Here is a 20,403-nt window from a genome sequence, read left to right as displayed (position 1 = left end):
CCACAACATATTTTTATAAACAATTTTACGTACATTTACATATTATTAGTGCTGGATATTCAGCCACAGTTCTTTGACATCATGGAAACAAAACCGTAATACAGAGGAGGGATGATATCTCTTTTTAGTCATGGTGTTATACTAAATATATAACTGTTCAAACAGGCACATAAAAACACGCCAACACGTGCAAAAGTGGCAAAATCATAAACCATTGAAAATCAATCGCGAGCCGAAATAGAATTTTCTATCCCCTGCAAAACCGATACAAAACGATACAAAACATAACATTACTTAACAAAACAACCGCCTCAACCCAAAAACCACTTATATATCAGAAAATGTATCACTTATTCCTCTGCCGACATATTAACCGATTTGACCTTTTAACCAATTAACTATCTTTTCGCCTTTGTTGGTGTTCTTCACCAACAAACCCCGCGGCAGGAAAACAAAACTTATATTTCTATCTTTGCGCATTATTCACCTCATGGACTTACCCCAGGGCAAAAAAATATATTTCGCTTCCGACTTCCATCTCGGCATCCCAGACCGTGCTTCGAGCCTTGCGCGCGAAAAGCGTTTGTGCATGTGGCTGGACGAGATAAAAGACGATGCGGAGCAACTATATCTCGTGGGCGACCTGTTTGATGCCTGGTTCGAATACAAAAAGGTAATACCCAAGGGTTACGCCCGTTTCCTGGGCAAGCTGGCAGAGCTGTCTGACAATGGCCTGCATATAGAAGCTTTTTCGGGCAACCACGACCTGTGGATGAGGGATTATTTTGAGGATGAGCTGAATATTCCTGTACATCACCAGCCGGTAGAAAGAGAATTCAACGGAAAAAAATTCTTCATAGGCCACGGCGACGGGCTGGGCCCCGGCGACCATGGCTACAAACTGCTGAAAGGCGTACTGCGCAATAAGCTGGCACAATGGCTGTACAGGCGCATACACCCCGATACTGGCGTGGGCATGGCTGAATGGTTCAGCAGGTTGGGCCCCAAACACACCGACAGTAAAGAAGAGGTATTCCAGGGGCCGGAAAAAGAATTCCTCGTTCAGTTCTGCATAGAGAAACTGAAAGAAGAGCACTTCGATTATTTTGTTTTCGGGCACAGGCATATTACATTAGAATATCCCTTGCCGGGCAACAGCCTGTATGTGAACCTGGGCGACTGGATACGCTACGACAGCTACGGTGTTTTTGACGGTAACGAACTGAAATTGGCATACTACAAAGAAAAGTGATGATGGAAGGTCGACGATTATTGATGATAAGGCACGCAAAGTCTAGCTGGAGCAACCCTTTGCAAAGTGATTACGACAGGCCGCTGAATAAGAGAGGAGAAACAGATGCCCCGATGATGGGCGAAAGATTGAAGAAACTGGGCATCGTGCCCGACCTCATCATCAGCAGCACCGCAAAAAGGGCAGAACAGACTGCCAAAAAGATAGCCACTGCCATAGGATATGATATAAACAGCATAAAATGGGTAGAAAAGTTATATCATTGCATCCCCGCTGTTTTCGAAGAAGTGATATATGAACTGGATGACAATATAAAAACCGTGTTCATAGTAGCGCACAACCCCGGCATTACAGATTTTGTGAATGAGTTATCGTCCGCCTTTGCAACTGACAATATGCCTACATGCGGAATAGTTGGCGCAGAATTTGCGCTAAGGGACTGGAGTGAGTTCAGCAGGGTGGAAAAGAGAGTGATTTTATTTGAATATCCCAAGAAATATATATGACGGTATCTGTTACAGATAACATAAGCGTACTGGAGAAACTTTTTGAAGACCATTTTGAGACGAAGCCCGAAAGCATCACGGCATTACCCGTGTCCGGTTCAGACAGGAGGTACTACCGTATCAAAGCAGGTGCTATATCTGCCATTGGCACTTACAATTCCAATATAGCTGAGAACAACTCATACTTCTACTTTACTGACCTTTTTCGTAAGCACGAGATAAACGTGCCGGAGGTATATAAGGTAGGTAAAGAGCGCAGGTACTACCTACAGCAGGACCTAGGCAGCACATCGCTGTTCGACATACTGATGGAGAAGGGCCATACCGACGAAGTGAAAGATCTGTTTCACAAGTCGGTAGAGCAACTGGTAAAAGTACAGTGGCTGGCAGGACGTGAATGCAACTACAACCAGTGCTTCGCCTCCAAACAGTTTGACGAGAAGACCATCATGGCCGACCTGCTGTACTTTAAATACTACTTTGCCGACCTGCAAAAGATACCTTATGACAAGAATGCATTGATGGACGAAATGGAATCGCTGAGCCGCGACCTTGGGCGCATACAGCCACAGGCGCTGATGTACCGCGATTTCCAGAGCCGTAACATAATGATACACGAGGGCAAGGTTTTCTTTATAGACTACCAGGGCGCTATGCAGGGCCCGCCTCAATACGACCTCGCATCGCTGCTGTGGCAGGCCAAAGCGCAACTGCCGCAGGCATGGAAAGAAGACATGCTGAACAAGTATGTAGCCGCCATGGAAGACCTGAAGATAAGCCGCGTAGAAGAGATATACTTCCGAAAGGGCTACCTGCAGTTCGTACTGCTCAGGATGTTGCAGGTGCTGGGCGCCTATGGTTTCAGGGGCTTGCTGGAAAATAAACCACACTTCCGCACCAGCATAGGCCCTGCGCTGAAAAACCTGAATACCTTCCTTAACGACCATACACACTTACCTTCTTATACAGAGTTGCGCGCATTGTTGGAGAATATTTCTTCTGCCGCTATGCAAGAGCATTATGCAGTACCACAACCTTCTGCCGATGTAAAGCTGAAAGTGAACATCACAAGCTTCTCGTATAAAAAGAACGGCATACCAAAAGACAAGACCAGTCACGGTGGTGGTTATGTGTTCGATTGCAGGGGTATTAAAAATCCCGGCAGGTATAAAGACTACAAACACCTGAGCGGCCTTGACGAACAGGTAAAACAGTTCCTGGAGCGCGAAACGCGCATGTCAGAATTTTTGCAGCATGCCGAGAGCATGGTGTCGCTGAACGTAGAAGACTACATGTCGCGCGGGTTTGAGCATCTGAGCGTGTCATTTGGTTGCACGGGCGGTCAGCACCGCTCCGTTTACTCCGCAGAGCACCTGGCGGCATACATTACCAATAAGTATAAAATACCGGTTGAGGTCACCCACCTCAATCAAGAGAACTGGGTAACTGAATAACAAGTTTACATCATCCCCCTCCAGGTGCGCCGACAGGGGGATTTTTATTCCTTATATTATTCCTAACTTCACCATCCTTTTTTGAACATAAATACTTGATATGAAATATTTACCGATTCCATCCGATCTGTACACGCAAAACAGGAAACGTTTCATAAAAAAAATGAAACCCAATTCAATTGCCATCTTCCCTGGCAATCCTGAATTGCCAACGAACGGAGACGCATTATATACCTACAAACCAAATTCAGACGTACTGTGGCTGTCGGGTATAGTGCAGGAAAAAAGTATGGTCATATTATTCCCTGATAATCCAGACAAGTCGGCCAGGGAAGTGCTGGTGTTGCAACGCCCCAACGCTGATGTAGAAAAATGGTATGGTCACAAACTGCGCAAAGAAGAAGCGACGGCTATATCCGGCATTCAGAACATACAATGGATGGACAGCATTGACCCGGTATTGCAGGTGATGATGCACAACGCCGACAATGTGTACCTGAACAGCAACGAGAACGACAGGCTGGACACTGCTCTACCGCGTACCGACCTGCTTTTCGTGCGCAGTATCATGGAGCGCTATCCGCTGCACAATTATGAGCGTGCTGCACGTATCATGAAAGACCTGCGTGGCATCAAAACCAAAGCGGAGGTAGACGTGATAAAACAGGCGGTAGACATCACACACAAGGCCTTCCGCAGGGTGATGGACTTCATCGAGCCCGGTGTTATGGAATATGAAATAGAAGCAGAGATAACGCACGAGTTCCTGCGCAACAGGGCTACCAAACACGCTTACGACTGCATCATAGCCTCAGGCGACAGCGCGCGTATACTGCACTATGTAGATAACAACCGCGAATGTAAAGATGGTGACCTGATACTGATGGACTTTGGCGCCGAGTACGGCAACTACGCATCAGACCTGACACGTACCATTCCCGTGAACGGTAAATTCAGCAAGCGCCAGAAAGAAGTATATAACGCAGTGTTGCATGTACACAACTATGCTAAAAAGATACTGAAGCCCGGTATATCTGTAGTAGACTATACAGATAAGGTTGGTGCAGAGATGGAGAAGCAATGCATAAAACTGGGATTGATTACCAAAACAGATATCAAGAACCAGGATCCTGCTAACCCGGCTTACCGAAAATACCTGTATCATGGCATATCGCACCACATGGGTATAGACGTGCACGACCTGGGCACACGCACAGAGCCTGTTCAGGCAGGTATGGTCTTCACGGTGGAGCCCGGCTTGTATATTGAAGAAGAGCAGATGGGCATTCGTATAGAGAACGATATATGGCTCACAAAAACCGGGCATATCGACCTCTTCAAAGACATACCGATAACGGTAGAGGAGATAGAAGCCTGCATGAAGCGTAAAAAATAAAACAGGTGATAATTGATGCGCGTTGTTCATACAACGCGCATTTGCTTTATATTTAACAAGCAAACCGAAGGATATGAAAAAGATACTGACACCGATATTGCTGATGTTTTTACTGCAAAGCACAACATCTCATGCACAGGAAATGTACTTCAGGGGCGGTTTCGGCTATGCTACCGCACATGGAGGTTATGTTGAAGGTTCAGTATACGCAGGATTCCTGAACGCGGTATTACCTTATAATGGCAGCTATTCCGGTTACAACCTGCCCACTAACACATCAGAGACCTTCGATTATAAAAAAGCTTCTTTCTCATCAGGTCTGCAGGCAATACTGGGATTGGGTTTGATGCTGAACAAACACATAGGCGTAGAGCTGGCAGCCAATCTTGCCATGACAACACAGCAAATGGAATCAGATGTCTATTTAGAATCTCCGGATCTGAAAACCAGTATCAACACTAAACAACATGCTGACCAGCCTGTATTCATTACTCCCGCTGTGGTATTACAGACAGGTGGCAAAATCAATGCTTATGCACGAGGTGGTGTGGTACTACCTATACAGTCAGGCATAACACAAGACGTAACCTATACTGAAGAAAGATACAATGAAGCAACCAACTCATACGTCACCACTACCTGGAACATGATAGAGCAGTACAAAATGCGATTCAATGTTGGATTCTCAGGCGCTATGGGTGTAAAGTTCAAAGCTACCAAACGCCTGCAGGCATGGGCGGAAGCGGGCATTATGTCAACAACACTATACTTCAAAGAGTCTGTATTAGCAGCTTATTCTGAGAACGGGCAAAGCCTGCTGAACCAGGTGCACCCTTCGCAAAGAACAACCAAATATGAGCGAAAAGGTACTAACAGCGGCAGTATGAATACAGCGCCCACATCACAGGTACCCTTCAGCAACCTGAACTTCTGCGCCGGTATATCAGTAGGTATTTAGCTTTACCTCAACCTGTCTGTCGACCTGACGAGCTTTTCATCTTTACGAATACCACGCCAGGCCATAAAAAGGAATATTTCAGACACCAAAGGCACAAATGCAGCCAGTCCGTATGAACTTCCTGTAACTGCCGGTTTGTGATTGGTAGTAAAAGAGTCAATGCTCATAATGGAAAAAGCGACAAACCCGAAGTTGAGCACCATAGCTAATATGGTCATCAGCGACTGCTTCTTCCTGTTCCTGAACATGAATATGGCCACAAGCGGCAATACTACTAATACTGCTGCAAGTGCTGCCAGTAAATAGCCCTGTACACCAAAACCCAGTAATGTAAAACTCTGGTTGATCTCGCTTCCTGTACTTGCGTAATTGATGGTTACTATATTGAAGTAGAACAATAGCAAACTGAGCAAAGATGCTACCAGTAACCAGACTGTTTGAATTCTTTGTATCATTGATAAATCAAATTTATTCAGGATAGCCGAATGGGCATTTCATTAATTAATAATATTTCTTCCGAAGTAAGGTACCAGTATTTCAGGTATCCTGATACCTTCAGGCGATTGGTAATTCTCCAGCAGGCAGGCCATAATACGCGGTAGTGCCAGCGAGCTACCGTTCAGTGTATGCGCCAGTTGCGGCTTACCATTCTCTTCCCTGTAACGTATCTTCATCCTGTTGCTCTGGAAGGTCTCAAAGTTAGATACAGAGCTCACCTCCAGCCAGCGTTCCTGCGCCGCACTGTACACTTCAAAATCATAAGTAAGCGCCGAAGTGAAACTCATATCACCACCACACAATCGTAGAATGCGGTATTGCAGCCCCAGTAGCTTCAGTAACTGCTCTACATGAACAACCATTTCTTCCAATGCCTCATAACTCCTGTCAGGATGTGCTATCTGCACTATCTCTACTTTGTCAAACTGGTGCACCCTGTTCAGCCCTCGTACATCCTTACCATAAGATCCTGCCTCACGGCGGAACGACGGCGTATAAGCGGTCATCTTAACCGGTAGTTCGGCCTCGGCAGTAATTGTATCGCGGTAAATATTGGTCACCGGTACTTCGGCTGTTGGTATCAGGTAATAATTATCCTGTGTCAGGTACATCTGGCCTTCTTTATCCGGCAACTGACCGGTACCAAAGGCACTTTCTTCGTTCACCACATAAGGTGGGTAGTATTCCTTATACCCTGCGTTGATATTATGGTCCAGGAAGAAGCTGATAAGTGCGCGTTGCAGTTTTGCCCCTAATCCCATATAGACAGGGAATCCACTACCTGTTATTTTGGTGCCAGTTTCAAAGTCTATCAGGCCGTATTTTTCCGTCAATTCCCAATGTGGCAGTTTTTGAGCACTCAGGTCAGGGGTCTCACCATGCTGGCGCACCACCTCATTATCTTCAGGGGTTTTACCCACAGGAACACTGTTATGTGGCAGGTTGGGTAGCTTCACTATCGTATCTTGCAGTTCTGCTTCCAGTTCATTCAGCCTTTCAGTCAGCTCTTTGGTCTTGTCTTTGTTCTGTGCCACTTGTGCTTTGGCCTGTTCTGCCTCTTCTTTCTTGCCAGATGCCATCAGTTTGCCTATCTCTTTCGAGGCAGCATTGGTAGCGGCAAGAATACTATCATTCTCTGCCTGTATATGGCGGCGTTGCTCATCCAGCCCGATGATCCTGTCAACCAGTTCTATTTCCTTAAAATTCTTCTTTTCCAGCCCGGCTATCACCAAGTCCCTGTTCTGCCTGAATAGTTGTATCGGAAGCATTGTAGTTTTTTGTATTTCGTGGCAAAGATAGCTAAAAGGGTAAAGGGTTAAATTGTTATGCCGTTTTATTTATTGTCAAAAGCATGATTATTTCAATATGTAATATTGCATGAGACCTTGCGATAAATATTATACCAGCTGATCTTACCTCGTTGATAAATATCATGTAACCTAATCGATTACCAATACCCTTTCGGTATACCTTTGTCCATCAGTGTAAACGGTGATGCAATATACCCCCACAGGATAACTATGTGCATCCCATTGTCCATTCCCGGTAGTATTATATTGCTCTACTTGTTGCCCGCATGAATTAATAACGGAGACTTGTATTGGGGATGTATTATGTGTACTTATTAAAAACTGCCTGCCAACTGTAGGTACTACGAAAACAACATTTTTATCTACGGCTTCCACATTTACTGATGTTGCCGGTCGAACCTTCACGCAATTAGGGTCTGTAAGACCGTTGCCTGTGCAAAATAATCCCAAAAGTGTACCATCAGGTTTTACCAGGTGTACTGCATCCTGACCCCAGTCACCTATAAGCATATCACCATTGGGTAGAAAAGCTATTCCCTCTGGGTTGGTCATGCCAGTAACAAAAGTACTGATATATTGACCAGAAGAATCATAACGCAACACTTTGCCCAGGGTCCAGTCTTCTACCAGCAAGTCGCCGTTGGTATCAAACCATATATTGGTCGGGCCCTGCAAGATGTTGGTATTGACGAATACACCCATATCGTTGCCCATAGGGTCAAAACGTTGCACCACACCATCGCCGCCATTGGCATACAACGAGATATAAAAATTACCTTTAGCATCCCATACGTGACCCAGACCTTTAGGAGCAGGCGTACTGGTAAACTGATCTACATAATTGCCCTGCAGGTCAAAGCGAACTACTTTGTCCTGGGCCGAACCCCACTGTGTAACATATATAAGGCTGTCAGGACCGATAGACATTTTGGATGGCTTATTCAGAACAAATCCTTTTGAGAAATCTCCTATGAATGCTCCCGTTTTACTATCATATCTTTTTATGTAAGAATTATTATTACCTGTCACCAACACAGTACCATCCGGGTGAAAAAGAATATCTTCCGGCGCGCTCAATCCACCTCCGCCCGGGCTGATAAAGTCACCAAGATACTTGCCTGTCTCATCGTATTTCTGTACTGCTCCTAACGAACGGTTATTAACCAGTATCTCGACCCCAGTTTGCGCAATCCCCTGTAAATAACACGCCGGCAATAAGCACAGCAGGAAGTATAGCTTTTTCATAATGAGTGTATTGTTGATGATGCGTGAAAAAATGTACTGCGTAGTGTTTTCAACTCCTGTAAAAGTAGCTGTGATGGTTGCAGCATCAAATAAAAGCGTGTCATTTAATGGTCACTGTCATGTCATAACATCGTTTTGCATCTATTCTGTCAACAGAATAATTTCTGCATTTCTGATGTCGGCATCAAAAGTAGATATATCCCTGTTCAGAAATACTGTTACAGTTCCATCTGAAAAATAATCAGGTACATGCATATGCAGTTCATAGCTGTTCCATTGCTGGTTCCGGCTGATGGGATTGGCAAGCCTGGCCCTGGCCGTTTTTACTGAATCTCCTTTTTGTAACTGAATATTCAGGTATCCTTCCCAGAAACCATCTTTGACCTTTACGCTACACTTTGCTTTTATCCATGTATCCTGAGCATTGTCTGTATGCAACGTCTTTTTGCAAATAATACCTTTTTCACCCTCAACAAGTTTTACCGGGGTTTCTTCATCTGCCTGTGCCAATACAGTAGTGTTATATCCGCTTTCATTATGCAGCACTTCATCATTATCCAGCAGGCTCATATCAAGTGGAGTAGGATCTGTGTCCAGGTATACTGCACCGTAATACAGCCTGTTCATATCCCTGTAATGAATGATGGTCTTTGCATATTGCTCCAGTTGAAACAGGTTGAGCCCGATAAGATAACAGCCGGCAATATAGAACAGCCAACGCCACGATGATGTACGTATATGCTGCACAAATGCAGCCAGGGCAAATGCAAAAACAGGGTAGCTCTGCACAAGTGCCCTTGTACTGTAACTTCCTCCGTAATGCCAGTCGCGCCAGGCTATTATGATGTATATGTTCAGGATGCAAAACCAGAGTACGGAATTTCTTAAGGGATATTTTTTGAGATAAAAAAGTCCGGCTATAAAGAAGATGGTAACAGGTGTATAGATCAACCAACCCTTTTCCCAGCCAACAAGTACCTGTAGGTGCGGTGTAAGAAAATCCCATGCGCTGCCAACGTCGTATATCCATTGCCCGGATGCTGAATGCCAGTAAATGAGTTGAGGTAGTATACCTGCAACTCCGCCAACAATGGCAGCAACAACATGTGGCCTGTTTGCTTTTACCATTCGCCACTTTGCTTTAGCTATATCTTTGTTATATGTATTCCACAACAAAGGAATGAATAACATCACGGCTTCAGTAGGGCGGCAGATAGTAGCCAGGCCTATGATGTAGCCCGTTGCCGCAGCGATGAACGCAGAAGGCCGCTGATGCCAGCGCATGGTAGTATACAGCACCAACGAATACAACGGGAATATATACACGTGGCTCATGGCAGCATCAACGGCTACATACTGTATAAAATTCGTGGCCAGGCACAACAACAATATGGTAATGGCAACTATCCCGTCATCAAAATATTCTTTAAGTACACGCCGTAGTACAAATATGCCGAGAAAGGCGTAAAACAATGCAGCTATTGCTATAGCGTACTGGTAAGGAGCGGAAAAACCATCTTGCGAATAACCCAGGTAGGGCGCCAACCGGTGTGCTACTACAAAAAATGGCGACTCTAGTAAAGCCACACCGCCCAGGTATTTATATACATAATTACCGTTTTTCGCTTTGCCGGCCTGGTACAACCCGCCCCCGGTAAGATGATATTGTTCTTCCTTCTGCGGTAGCCAGTTCAGTTCTTTATAGTCATCATATATCACAACAGATGGCAGGTACATATAATAGCCAAATGCATCCCATGTAGTAAGTTTCAATGTTTCGTTACCTGCTTTGGGTATATGCGTATACCTGTGCTGTAGCAGCATTATACATACAAATGCACAAGCAATAATTGAAACATGTTTTTTCATCCCTGGATAAAAATATAACAATCAGTGAAGTATTATGGCGATAACCCTTTATTTGCAATATTAACATTCTTTGTTATTGACAACAGTTATTGAACAGGGGTATTTCAATAACTATTAGTTATTTATACAATTAACCCTGAGTTAATAAGTATCGGAATATCAATTAGTTTTCCGTAACTTAAGCTTATGCAAGAGGCGCAGCAAATATTATCAAAGCTTAAAAATGTCAAAACATCCTTAAAACGCCGTTATGGTGTTACGGAGGTAGCTTTGTTTGGTTCGTACAGCAGGGGCGAGGCTCAGCATGATAGTTATATTGAACTACTGGTGACCTTTGACAAGAACCCCGGCCTCCGTTTTACTGACCTGGAAGAAGAGCTGGAACAGCTACTGGAAAGGAAAGTAGATGTTACAATGCGCAAAGGGATAGAACAGCAATTCTATAAATCTATCCGTAAAGAGCTGTTGTACGTATAAAAAAGTCACATTCGTTTATGCCGCCGAAAAGGGGTAACATTCACCGCTGTATACTATCCGTTTACCGACAGTAATATTCTTTTTGCCGAAACATAGTTTTGTCATACAATTGTCTGGCTTACATTTGCCAAACAATAAACACCCCGAATGCACACACTGTTACGCTTATCATTAGTCTTATTCGTTGGAATGTTCACGATTGTGCAGGCTATGGCACAATCTACCATCAGTGGAAAGATAATAACTATGGCAGGCGAGCCCATCCCCGGCGCCAGCGTTTACCTGCTCAATACTATTGACGGATCTACTACAGACAGTAGTGGTACCTTCTCTTTCGAGACTGAAGAAAAAGGGCAACAAACTATTGTGGTAGAGGCGATGGACTACCAAAATGCCGGTAAGCCGATAACTATTAATGGCAACATAACGGATGTTGAACTGAAAATGAAAAGAGGTGCGGTAAGGTTGAAGAACGTGACCGTAACCGCCGGATCGTTTGAGGCGTCGGGCAGTGAAGCTACGATACTGAAACCCCTTGACATTGTAACAACAGCAGGTGCGCAGGCAGATGTGGTAAAAGCGATACAAACCCTGCCTGGCACGCAGCAACAAGGTACGCAGACTGGACTATTCGTACGTGGAGGTGATGCCAGCGAAGCGGCTGTTATCATTGATGGTATGGTGGCACAGAATGCATTCCTAAGCACTGCACCCGGCGTTGCAGCACGCAGCAGGTTCGGCCCGTTCCAGTTCAAAGGTGTGTCGTTCAGCAGCGGTGGTTACAGTGCGCGCTATGGACAGGCATTATCATCGGTGCTGGAGCTGAACAGTAACGACCAGCCTGATAAGAGTACCATCAATACAGGCGTTAATATGGCCGGTGTATACCTGTCTGCATCCAAGCTGCTGAAAAAGTCGAGCATAGAAGGCTCTGCCAATTATACCAACCTTACACCCTTCTATGGTATAGCCAAAACCAATTTTGATTTTTATGATGTACCAAAAGGCGGAGGTGGCTCATTAAAATATACCTACAAGCCTAACGACAAAGGCATCTTCAAAGCATTGGTCAACTATGCACAGTTTCAGAACGGCACCCGCCTGCCCGACCCAAGTGACGCCACACAAACGCTGGACTTCGGGTTGAAGAACCGTAACGTTTATACTGTTCTGTCGTACAACCAGATATGGAAAGCCAAATGGGGTATGTACGCCGCAGGTATGTACAGCTACAACCAGGACGACATCAACTACAATGGCACACCGGTTGTAAACAAAGACGACAGGGCACAGATGAGGCTGGAAGGTAAATACTACGGTGGTACAAAAATAAATGTACTGCTGGGAACTGAGATACAACAGTTCATGTACGACAGGACGTTCTCTGTATATAATAATAACTTCAAAGAAACACAGGTAGCCGGTTATGCAGAGGCAGAATGGAGCCCGCTGTACTGGCTGGCACTAAAGCCTGGTGTACGATACGAGCACAGTGCTTTGGTGAACCAGGATGCAGTAGCTCCGCGACTGGCAGCTGCGCTGCGTGCAGGAGAACATGGACAGTTCTCATTGGCGAGCGGTATTTTCTACCAGCTGGCAGACCCCCAGTATTACCTGCTCGGCTATCGCCCTAAATTGCAAAATTCCATACACTACATAGCCAACTACCAGTATATGGATAACGACCGTACACTAAGACTGGAAGCATATTATAAAGACTATAATCAATTGGTGCGTGAGCGACTCACTACTGTATACAACGCCAACACCTACCGTCAGCCTACAGGAATGGTTGATAACTCAGGCTATGGTTACGCACAAGGCCTTGAACTGTTCTGGAGAGACAGGAAAACAATAAAAAACGGCGACTACTGGATATCGTATAGTTATATCGATACACGCAGGTTATATAAAAACTACCTGGCAGAAGCGCAACCAGACTTTATTGCAACCAACAACCTGAGTGTAGTTACCAAATACTTTATACCTAAATGGTCAACACAAGTAAATGCCACATATAGTTATGCAAGCGGCAGGCCTTATTACAACCCGGCAAATACTACTTTCCTGGGAGACAGGACACCCGATTTTCATAACCTGAGTATCACAGTGAACTACCTGCACTCCTTCGGCAAATGGTTCTCCGTTATATACGCAGGTGTCGACAATGTTACTAACCATAAGAACATATTCGGATACAGGTATAGCGGCAATACACGCACGCCTATGATACCGGCTATATACCGTTCGGTATTTGTCGGGGTGAATTTCTCGCTATCTGCTTTCGACCTGGATGAATTATAAAAACTAAAAAATATATACATCAGAAAAACTACAATTATGACACGTTACATTTTACTTATCGCAACTGCTGCACTCATGTATATTCAATGTGGAGCACAGGACATGAACAGCACGCTACTGAAAACATTCAGCGCATTTGACAGCACACGGGACGTAACCGTAAAAACAGCCCAGGCCAACAAGCTGGGACTGATAGCAAAAAAATGGAAAGACGAATGGGCGCCACATTACTACATGGCTTATGCCAAAGCGCAGATGTCATTTATGATGCCACAGGATGAAATGGAAAAGAAAGATGCACTGCTGGACGAAGCAGATGTGGAACTGGATGAGGCTGTAAGTATTCTAGGCAAGGACAATGACGAGACATTTATTCTGCGCGCTATGCTGGCACAGGCACGCATGGCAGTAGACGGCAAGAACCGCTGGCAGAAATACGGCAAACTGTTCGACGACAACCTGAGATCTGCCAAAGAGCTGAACGAAGAGAACCCACGCATATATTATATGAAAGGAACCGCTACCTACTTTACACCAAAAGCATTTGGCGGTGGCGCAAAAAACGCGCTCAGTTATTTTGAAAAAGCACAGCCATTGTTTGAAAAAGAAGAGAAAGGAAATATGAACGAGCCTTTCTGGGGCAGTCGTGCAAATGAATATTTCATTATGCAGTGCAAACAAACCAAAGACGATGCTGCAGACGGTGCAGCCAAAGAAGAAACAGATAGCAAAGGCTAAAAAAATCTGTAATTAGTAATACATATCCCTGTACAGGTTAGCCCTGTGCGGGGACTTTTATTTTAGGGCGTGTCTAAAGTATTTAATTTCAATTAATTATGCGGGTTTAACATTTGTTTACCAACAATCCGGGGTCACGTATTGTTGGTAAAAGGTATCAACTTTTATACTAACTATTTACGGAAAAACTAAATCGGATAATTATGAAAATGAATATAAAAAGCTTTTCGGGATTAGTATTAGGTATGGCATCGGTGATCATGCTTTTTACAGCATGTAATAAAAAAGAGAGCACGATAACTGACAACTCGCAGAAGGCAAGCATCAACTTCAGGCTTACCGATGACCCTGCCAATTATGACGCTGTCTACATCGATATACAACAGGTAGAAGTAACAATGGAAGGAAGAGCAGCAGTAACACTGACACCTGTACGTGCCGGCGTTTATAATTTATTAGACCTGAGAAATGGTACAGATACACTGCTGGCTCGTACAGAATTACCCCCAGGCAAAATAAGCCAGGTACGATTGATATTGGGTAGCAACAACTCTGTTGTTATTGACGATCAGGTTCATACTTTAAATACACCTTCTGCGCAGCAAAGTGGTTTGAAACTGAACCTCAACCAGGAATTTATAGCAGGCGGTTCATATAACGTATGGATAGATTTTGATGCCGGAAAATCAATTGTTGAGACGGGCAATGGCAAGTACCAGTTAAAGCCGGTTATCCGTGCTTATTCATCACTTACAGACGGAAGGATAAAAGGTTATGTGAAACCGGCAGATGCAAATGTAACTGTATATGCTACTAACGGCACAGAGACCTATGCAGCAATACCGGCAGACGATGGTTTCTATATGTTCACAGGTTTGCCCGAAGGAGTGTATGATATAACTTATGATGCATCAGTAGCAATATATATCGATGTAACCCTGAATAATATTGCCGTCGGTTATGGGCAAACTACCGACCTGGGAACGACGATACTCGTCAAATAACTTTAAAACAGAGGATGGGGTGATATGAAGAAGGAAAGACAGGCTGATGTTTGTCTTTCCTTTTATTTTTTAACCAAACAGTAAATGTGTATTTTTCAGTCAGTATTTTGAGAAACTGCTGATACATGCAAAAGAAACTGACGAGACTCCCTTATATCATTTGTTATATCTGTGCCTTTGTTGTGGGTATGAAACAACTGCGCGAACCCGATATGTGGTGGCAGTTGCTTACCGGCCGCTGGATGCTGGAGCATGGTGAAGTAACACATACCGATATGTTCTCTTACACCATGGAGGGTACAAAGTGGGTCAATGTCAAATGGCTGTATGAAGTGTTGGCTGCCTTCCTCGAAAAAGGGCTCGGGCCACACGGGGTAATGCTGCTACAGGCAATAATGAACGTGGCTATTGTTTACCTGCTGCTGAAACTGCTGGTCAATATATCCAAACACATGGGCCAACAGGTGTCCACGCTTTTTTCTACTACTGCTGTATTATTATTCCTGGCCATCAGCGAGTTCAGGATGGCGGGCCGCCCAGAGATGATCAGCCACCTGATGGCTGCATTGTACCTCTTCATTCTCTGGCAATCTAAAGACCTGTCATGGAAAAGAATAGGGTGGCTGGTACCATTGCAATGCCTCTGGGCCAATATGCACGAAGGCTATCCTGTTGGTATGGCCATCATTGGTTTGTATGCAGCAGGTGGATTCATAGCCCATCTTTTAGATAAGAACAAAGGCTACTTGCAGCAGGCCATCCGTTTAACATTGCTGGGTGTCGCTATGGCTGCCGTTATTCTCATCAACCCGAATTTTACAGAACTGTGGTTGCATTCACTGGAAATATTCAGGCAGTTATCAGCCAATAAATACACTACGGAGCTTTTTTCTATATCGCAACCCGAATACTGGACCATCCAGGGCAAGGCACATATCACCATGCTGGCGATCGTTTGCCTGTTCTGGACAGCCCGTATCATGCAAAGCCGAAAAGGTAAATATCCGCTGGTATTCAGCCCGTTGCTGGTGGGCTATCTGTTGTCTATTCCGGTCATGGGTTATTTGTCTATGACCGCCAACCGCAACATACCCTTTGCACAAATAGTGCTGATGCCATCGGTGGCTATTATGTTGGTATGGGTCGTAAAAATGAGGAAACTGGATACGGAAGATTTTTACATCAAAGCGGCCAAACGTACCTTGCTGGTGAGTGCTGCTTTGGGTGTGCTTTTTTATATATCCATCGTCAGCAATAAATACTATAAGTTCACCAAATCTCCCAACAGATATGGTATACACCTCAACACGCTGCACAACCCTACTTCAGCGGCAGATTTTATAAAGGCATACAAGCTGAAAGGCCCGGCCTTCTCCGACTATTTTGTGTCGTCGTACCTGCTATGGGATCTCTACCCGCAGTTCAAATCTTATATCGACCTGCGCGACCTGGACATATTCCCGGCGAAATTCTTTGACGATTATTTTAAGCTATACACCCGGCCTACCGGTTTTTACGAGCTTGATTCCACTTATAAGTTCAACTATGTAGTGCTGAGTACATCACAGCTTACCACGCTGCAGCAACTGCTGTACTGGCAGGAAGGTTTTAACGTAGTGCATATTGATCCGGTATGCCTGGTACTGCTCAGGGATACAGAGGAGAACGAGCCCATCAACCACGGACCTGCCGCCCAACGATTGTTCGACTGGCCACAGGAAGCCATAGACCCCGGTTGGGCCGTTGCACTCAACACATTATTCAACCCCGCTGTCTCTTACGAGAAAGAAAATGAAAAATACGCGCCGCTGTATGCAGGCAGGTTCTACAATATGGTACAGAACTACCGGCTGACGCTAAAAATGATGCGCGCGCCTATCATTACCGACTTTGCCGAAGACCCTGAAGCACTGGGCATTGTGGGGCAAAGCATGCTGGGCGATGCTGAATTCAGCGAGAGCCCGCAGGAAAAACAACTGAAAAGAGACAGTGCACGCATGTATTTTGAGCGGGTACTTGAATATGACGACGAGAACATGGGAGCATACCTGGGCCTGGCCAGTCTGGCCATCAGCAAAGGTGATTTTGCAGACGCAATGGACAACCTGGACGATTACCTGATATTAGACAAGACAAACGACTTCGCTTATTTTATGTATGGCATCTGCGCGCGTAACCTCTGGCACAAAACAGGTGACAAAGCACTGTTGGAAGATGCCATAGCCAGCTTTGAACAAGCCATCAACCTGAATGATCAGAACGACAAATCTTACCTCTACCTCGCAGAAGTATACATGGCTGCAGGGCATAAAGACAAAGCCCGCGAAAGCATGCAGCACACGTTGAAAAATGATATCCGCTGGACACCGCAGGAAAGAACGCTGCTGGATACGCTCATCAGCCGTACAGGAGTAGAGCGGATACAGTCACCGATAGATATGATAAACCCCGTTGATGATCATGCGGGACATGACCATGGTCATTAATTCCATTAGGAGGATTTTGTAATTTCAGGGCAGCCAAATAGTATAGTTATGCAGTCAAAATTCATTACGTTGCTGGTCATGTTTATGTTAGGCACCGGCATAATGGGTTATGCCCAGCAAGACCTGAAGGACAGGCAGAAGAAACAGGAAAAAGAGATAAAAGCGGCCTATAAGAAAAAAAAGGTCTCAGAGCTGGAATACAATAAGCTGATGCGCGAGCAGGAGATCATCAAGCAGGCTATGGAAGACTATGCCGCCGACGACGTGTGGACATCAAAAGAAAAGAATGCCATATACGGCAAGCTGGAGCGTGCCGAAAAACGCCTCAGGAAATACAAGACCAACCACGAGATATACTAAACCTAAAAGGCCAGTATGAACCCGATAGTAGGTATGGATACCGGGTCGCCCTGCTTGATTATATAAGGTATCGCGTTGCTGCCGTCCATCTGTACAGGTTGCCCGTCAGTTGTGGCGAAAGCGGTATTATCCGGCGTACGCTGGAAAGTATATTGCGGGTACTGCGGCTGCACGCTGCGGTACACATTGGTCACGTCTACAAATACATCCAGCGCCCATTTCCTGAAGTTCCATTTCTTATCCAGGCGTATATCCATCGAGTGGAAAGCACCTAAACGCAAAGTATTGAACTGGCTGTTGTCAGCTATGCCCGAACCTGTGGTCAGGTAGTTCTGTTGAGAAGCTGCAAGGTCGAATGGCGTATAGGGCGCACCGCCCTGGTAACGGAACTTAACGCCCAACTCATAATTACGTTTGAATTTATAGCCCCCGATAAAGGACAACAAATGACGGTTGTCCCACGAAGCCGGCTTGTACACACCGTCAGCATTGGTAAACTCGCTGAAGTAATAGGTATAAGAAAGTATCGCAAAGAAATTCTTCGTCAGCTTTTGCTGAAACTGGAACTCCACGCCATAGCTCCTGCCTTTACCTGTTGAGGTGATAGGCTCGTTACCAAGCACATTGAAATCGCCACCCTTGTTAGCCAGCGATATACTGTCTATCAACGATACCGGGTAATTGCTGTATTGCTTATAAAAACCTTCCAGTGTAAAACGGGTATCACGCGCAGGCAGGTATTCAAAACCGGCTACCAGGTGGTCGCTCTGTATATAATCACTTCCCTTGTTCACATATACACCACCGCTCTGGAAACCCAGTACCGTATAGGTGGGTATCTTATAATAGCGTGCTGCCGAGGTATTGAACTTCAGGTTCTCTGCAACAAATACTGATGCGGTAAGCCTTGGCGAGATGGTCTTGCCCAGGTTATTACCGTTGCTGGTAAATGTATTTCCATCTGTACGCAGGCCTGCCGATACCGTCATACGCTCTTTGAACAGTTTTACCGCCGCCTGCGCAAAAGCACCATAGCGGAAGAAGTTGAGCGAGGTGTTTCCCTGCACAGCGAATGCGGGCTGCACCACGTTGCCATTAGCATCTTTAATCTCGCTGCGCACCCTTGTATAGTAATCATTGGAGAACTCGCAGAACTGACCCACTACCCCAAAGCTGTAGCTCCAGTGGTCAAAGTATTTATTCCATACAAAGCGCGTCCTGTTCTCCGCCTGTTGCGATTTTACTTTCAGTATCCTTTCCGATTCTACCGGGTTTTGGTTGTCCTCAAAACGGTTCAGCTCATTGTCCAGCATATTGCGGCTGAAGGTCAGGTTCCAGTAGCCGTTCTTTACCAAACCTTTTAGTCCATACCCGTTTGTGTAGTTCCACTGGTTGATGGTAGGGTTGCCTTTCAGGATGTACACATTCTCCGGTGTCAGCTCCTGTGGTACCAGGAAACTGAAGTTGTCTATCGCGCCAATGCCCAGTGTATAAAAGCTCAGCTTGTCGTTGATCTTATAATCCACCTTATACTGGAAATCCCAGTACGAAGGCTGTATCGGCACATCCAGTAGTTTGAACAGCAGTTGCAGGTAAGAGCGCCTGGCCGATGCCAGGAAGGTCAGCTTGTCCTTTTTTATCGGCCCGTCAACACTATAAGCCAGCTCCGTTGCGCTGAGCCTTACATTGTGCTGCACCTTATCAGGGTTGGCGCTGCGCTGCTGCATTTCCAGCACGCCCGACAGCGGGTTGTCATACTTGGCAGGAAAGGCCGAAGTGTACAGGTTCACCTCGCTGATGAAGTTGGTATTGACGATACCCGTAGGCCCGCCCGCGCTGCCCTGCGTGGCAAAATGGTTGATGACAGGCACCTCTATACCATCCAGGTAATATACATTTTCATTAGGCGCGCCACCGCGAATGATGAGGTCGTTACGGTAGCCACCTACCGAACCCGAAGTACCACCCACACCGGGGAAAGCCTGTATCACGCGCGATATATCAAAGTTTCCACCCGGGTTGCTCTTTATCTCCTGTGCAGAGAGCGATTGTAACGACAAAGGCGTTTCTGCCGACTTGCTGAATGGGTTGCTGCGTATCACCACGCCGTCCAGGTTGATGCTGTTCTTCTCCAGTTCTACCTGCAAGATCTCGGCATTACCCGTAGTGATCACGATATTATTCAGCATGATCTCCTTATAGTCGATGGATTTTATCCTGACGTTATAACTCTTTGGCGGAATGTTCTCAATGGTGAATTTCCCATCAATATCCGTTACCGTGCCCAGGCTGGCCCCCTCCAGCGATATGCTCACGCTGGGGATAGGCTCCTGTGTCTGCTTATCCTTTACCGTACCGGTAAGTATGCCCGAGGGCCCCGTACGCTGGGCATATCCTGCAATTGTATAGCTAAGAAAAACGAGTAGTAATGCGGCAATATGTCTCATATTCATTCCAAATATCCGAAATAGACAATTTTCATGCAAAAAGGTTGAGGAAAAGTAGAAAAACTATTGCACGGTGAAAACTCCCCTCCCGTCATCACA

16 protein-coding genes are annotated in these 20,403 nt (G+C 45.4%); 11 read left to right on the top strand and 5 right to left on the bottom strand.

The window, feature by feature from the left end; all coding sequences use genetic code 11:
• The first annotated feature begins 490 nt into the window (after positions 1-490).
• From H6550_02005 to H6550_01985, 5 genes are all read left to right on the top strand, one after another.
• Positions 491-1,252: a UDP-2,3-diacylglucosamine diphosphatase gene (locus H6550_02005; GenBank protein MCB9044891.1), complete on the top strand. Its 762-nt coding sequence runs from the start codon at positions 491-493 to the stop codon at positions 1,250-1,252.
• A complete protein-coding gene (locus tag H6550_02000) occupies positions 1,252-1,758 on the top strand; it encodes a histidine phosphatase family protein (GenBank protein MCB9044890.1) in 507 nt (168 codons plus the stop codon). The genes H6550_02005 and H6550_02000 overlap by 1 nt, the downstream gene beginning before the upstream one ends.
• Positions 1,755-3,212, top strand: coding sequence for a phosphotransferase (locus tag H6550_01995; protein MCB9044889.1), 1,458 nt, complete (start codon positions 1,755-1,757; stop codon positions 3,210-3,212). Before H6550_02000 ends, H6550_01995 begins: the two co-directional genes overlap by 4 nt.
• Before the next feature lie 100 nt (positions 3,213-3,312).
• Positions 3,313-4,608, top strand: a complete 1,296-nt coding sequence (locus H6550_01990; protein ID MCB9044888.1) for an aminopeptidase P N-terminal domain-containing protein — start codon at positions 3,313-3,315, stop codon at positions 4,606-4,608.
• Positions 4,609-4,681: 73 nt separating this feature from the next.
• Positions 4,682-5,566, top strand: a complete 885-nt coding sequence (locus H6550_01985; GenBank protein ID MCB9044887.1) for a hypothetical protein — start codon at positions 4,682-4,684, stop codon at positions 5,564-5,566.
• Between the two features lie 2 nt (positions 5,567-5,568).
• On the opposite strand, the gene H6550_01980 is transcribed toward H6550_01985, so the two are convergent.
• The 4 genes from H6550_01980 to H6550_01965 form a co-directional block, all read right to left on the bottom strand.
• A complete protein-coding gene (locus H6550_01980; protein MCB9044886.1) occupies positions 5,569-6,021 on the bottom strand; it encodes a DUF4293 domain-containing protein in 453 nt (150 codons plus the stop codon).
• A gap of 42 nt (positions 6,022-6,063) precedes the next feature.
• Positions 6,064-7,332 carry a serine--tRNA ligase gene (gene serS / locus H6550_01975; protein ID MCB9044885.1) on the bottom strand — a complete coding sequence of 423 codons (1,269 nt, stop codon included), beginning with the start codon at positions 7,330-7,332 and terminating at the stop codon, positions 6,064-6,066.
• Positions 7,333-7,503: 171 nt separating this feature from the next.
• Positions 7,504-8,619: a T9SS type A sorting domain-containing protein gene (locus H6550_01970; protein ID MCB9044884.1), complete on the bottom strand. Its 1,116-nt coding sequence runs from the start codon at positions 8,617-8,619 to the stop codon at positions 7,504-7,506.
• Positions 8,620-8,760: 141 nt separating this feature from the next.
• Entirely contained in the window at positions 8,761-10,488 is a 1,728-nt protein-coding gene (locus tag H6550_01965; protein MCB9044883.1) for a hypothetical protein, read from the bottom strand.
• A gap of 186 nt (positions 10,489-10,674) precedes the next feature.
• Between H6550_01965 and H6550_01960 the strand changes: the two genes are divergently transcribed.
• The 6 genes from H6550_01960 (at position 10,675) to H6550_01935 (ending at position 17,857) form a co-directional block, all read left to right on the top strand.
• The gene (locus H6550_01960; GenBank protein MCB9044882.1) at positions 10,675-10,965 is read left to right on the top strand and encodes a nucleotidyltransferase domain-containing protein; all 291 of its coding nucleotides are present in this window, start codon (positions 10,675-10,677) and stop codon (positions 10,963-10,965) included.
• Between the two features lie 189 nt (positions 10,966-11,154).
• The gene (locus H6550_01955) at positions 11,155-13,269 is read left to right on the top strand and encodes a TonB-dependent receptor (GenBank protein MCB9044881.1); all 2,115 of its coding nucleotides are present in this window, start codon (positions 11,155-11,157) and stop codon (positions 13,267-13,269) included.
• A gap of 36 nt (positions 13,270-13,305) precedes the next feature.
• Positions 13,306-14,007, top strand: coding sequence for a hypothetical protein (locus tag H6550_01950; GenBank protein ID MCB9044880.1), 702 nt, complete (start codon positions 13,306-13,308; stop codon positions 14,005-14,007).
• Positions 14,008-14,210: 203 nt separating this feature from the next.
• Positions 14,211-15,011: a DUF4382 domain-containing protein gene (locus H6550_01945; GenBank protein ID MCB9044879.1), complete on the top strand. Its 801-nt coding sequence runs from the start codon at positions 14,211-14,213 to the stop codon at positions 15,009-15,011.
• Between the two features lie 125 nt (positions 15,012-15,136).
• The gene (locus H6550_01940; protein MCB9044878.1) at positions 15,137-17,497 is read left to right on the top strand and encodes a tetratricopeptide repeat protein; all 2,361 of its coding nucleotides are present in this window, start codon (positions 15,137-15,139) and stop codon (positions 17,495-17,497) included.
• A 48-nt stretch (positions 17,498-17,545) separates the two neighbouring features.
• Positions 17,546-17,857, top strand: coding sequence for a hypothetical protein (locus H6550_01935; protein ID MCB9044877.1), 312 nt, complete (start codon positions 17,546-17,548; stop codon positions 17,855-17,857).
• A 2-nt stretch (positions 17,858-17,859) separates the two neighbouring features.
• Here the strand turns inward: H6550_01935 and H6550_01930 are convergent, their stop codons facing one another.
• Positions 17,860-20,304, bottom strand: coding sequence for a TonB-dependent receptor (locus H6550_01930; protein ID MCB9044876.1), 2,445 nt, complete (start codon positions 20,302-20,304; stop codon positions 17,860-17,862).
• Between the last annotated feature and the right edge of the window lie 99 nt (positions 20,305-20,403).

Source organism: Chitinophagales bacterium (genome assembly GCA_020636495.1).
Lineage (GTDB): Bacteria > Bacteroidota > Bacteroidia > Chitinophagales > Chitinophagaceae > UBA5543.
The sequence above is the reverse complement of the archived record's forward strand: the minus strand, read 5'-3'. Positions and strand labels throughout refer to the sequence as shown.

Excerpts from the sequence above, each read along its gene's own strand:
- H6550_02005 (MCB9044891.1), top strand. The coding sequence starts at position 491 with ATGGACTTACCCCAGGGCAAAAAAATATATTTCGCTTCCGACTTCCAT.
- H6550_02000 (MCB9044890.1), top strand. The coding sequence starts at position 1,252 with ATGATGGAAGGTCGACGATTATTGATGATAAGGCACGCAAAGTCTAGC.
- H6550_01995 (MCB9044889.1), top strand. The coding sequence starts at position 1,755 with ATGACGGTATCTGTTACAGATAACATAAGCGTACTGGAGAAACTTTTT.
- H6550_01990 (MCB9044888.1), top strand. The coding sequence starts at position 3,313 with ATGAAATATTTACCGATTCCATCCGATCTGTACACGCAAAACAGGAAA.
- H6550_01985 (MCB9044887.1), top strand. The coding sequence starts at position 4,682 with ATGAAAAAGATACTGACACCGATATTGCTGATGTTTTTACTGCAAAGC.
- H6550_01980 (MCB9044886.1), bottom strand. The coding sequence starts at position 6,021 with ATGATACAAAGAATTCAAACAGTCTGGTTACTGGTAGCATCTTTGCTC.
- serS (MCB9044885.1), bottom strand. The coding sequence starts at position 7,332 with ATGCTTCCGATACAACTATTCAGGCAGAACAGGGACTTGGTGATAGCC.
- H6550_01970 (MCB9044884.1), bottom strand. The coding sequence starts at position 8,619 with ATGAAAAAGCTATACTTCCTGCTGTGCTTATTGCCGGCGTGTTATTTA.
- H6550_01965 (MCB9044883.1), bottom strand. The coding sequence starts at position 10,488 with ATGAAAAAACATGTTTCAATTATTGCTTGTGCATTTGTATGTATAATG.
- H6550_01960 (MCB9044882.1), top strand. The coding sequence starts at position 10,675 with ATGCAAGAGGCGCAGCAAATATTATCAAAGCTTAAAAATGTCAAAACA.
- H6550_01955 (MCB9044881.1), top strand. The coding sequence starts at position 11,155 with ATGTTCACGATTGTGCAGGCTATGGCACAATCTACCATCAGTGGAAAG.
- H6550_01950 (MCB9044880.1), top strand. The coding sequence starts at position 13,306 with ATGACACGTTACATTTTACTTATCGCAACTGCTGCACTCATGTATATT.
- H6550_01945 (MCB9044879.1), top strand. The coding sequence starts at position 14,211 with ATGAAAATGAATATAAAAAGCTTTTCGGGATTAGTATTAGGTATGGCA.
- H6550_01940 (MCB9044878.1), top strand. The coding sequence starts at position 15,137 with ATGCAAAAGAAACTGACGAGACTCCCTTATATCATTTGTTATATCTGT.
- H6550_01935 (MCB9044877.1), top strand. The coding sequence starts at position 17,546 with ATGCAGTCAAAATTCATTACGTTGCTGGTCATGTTTATGTTAGGCACC.
- H6550_01930 (MCB9044876.1), bottom strand. The coding sequence starts at position 20,304 with ATGAGACATATTGCCGCATTACTACTCGTTTTTCTTAGCTATACAATT.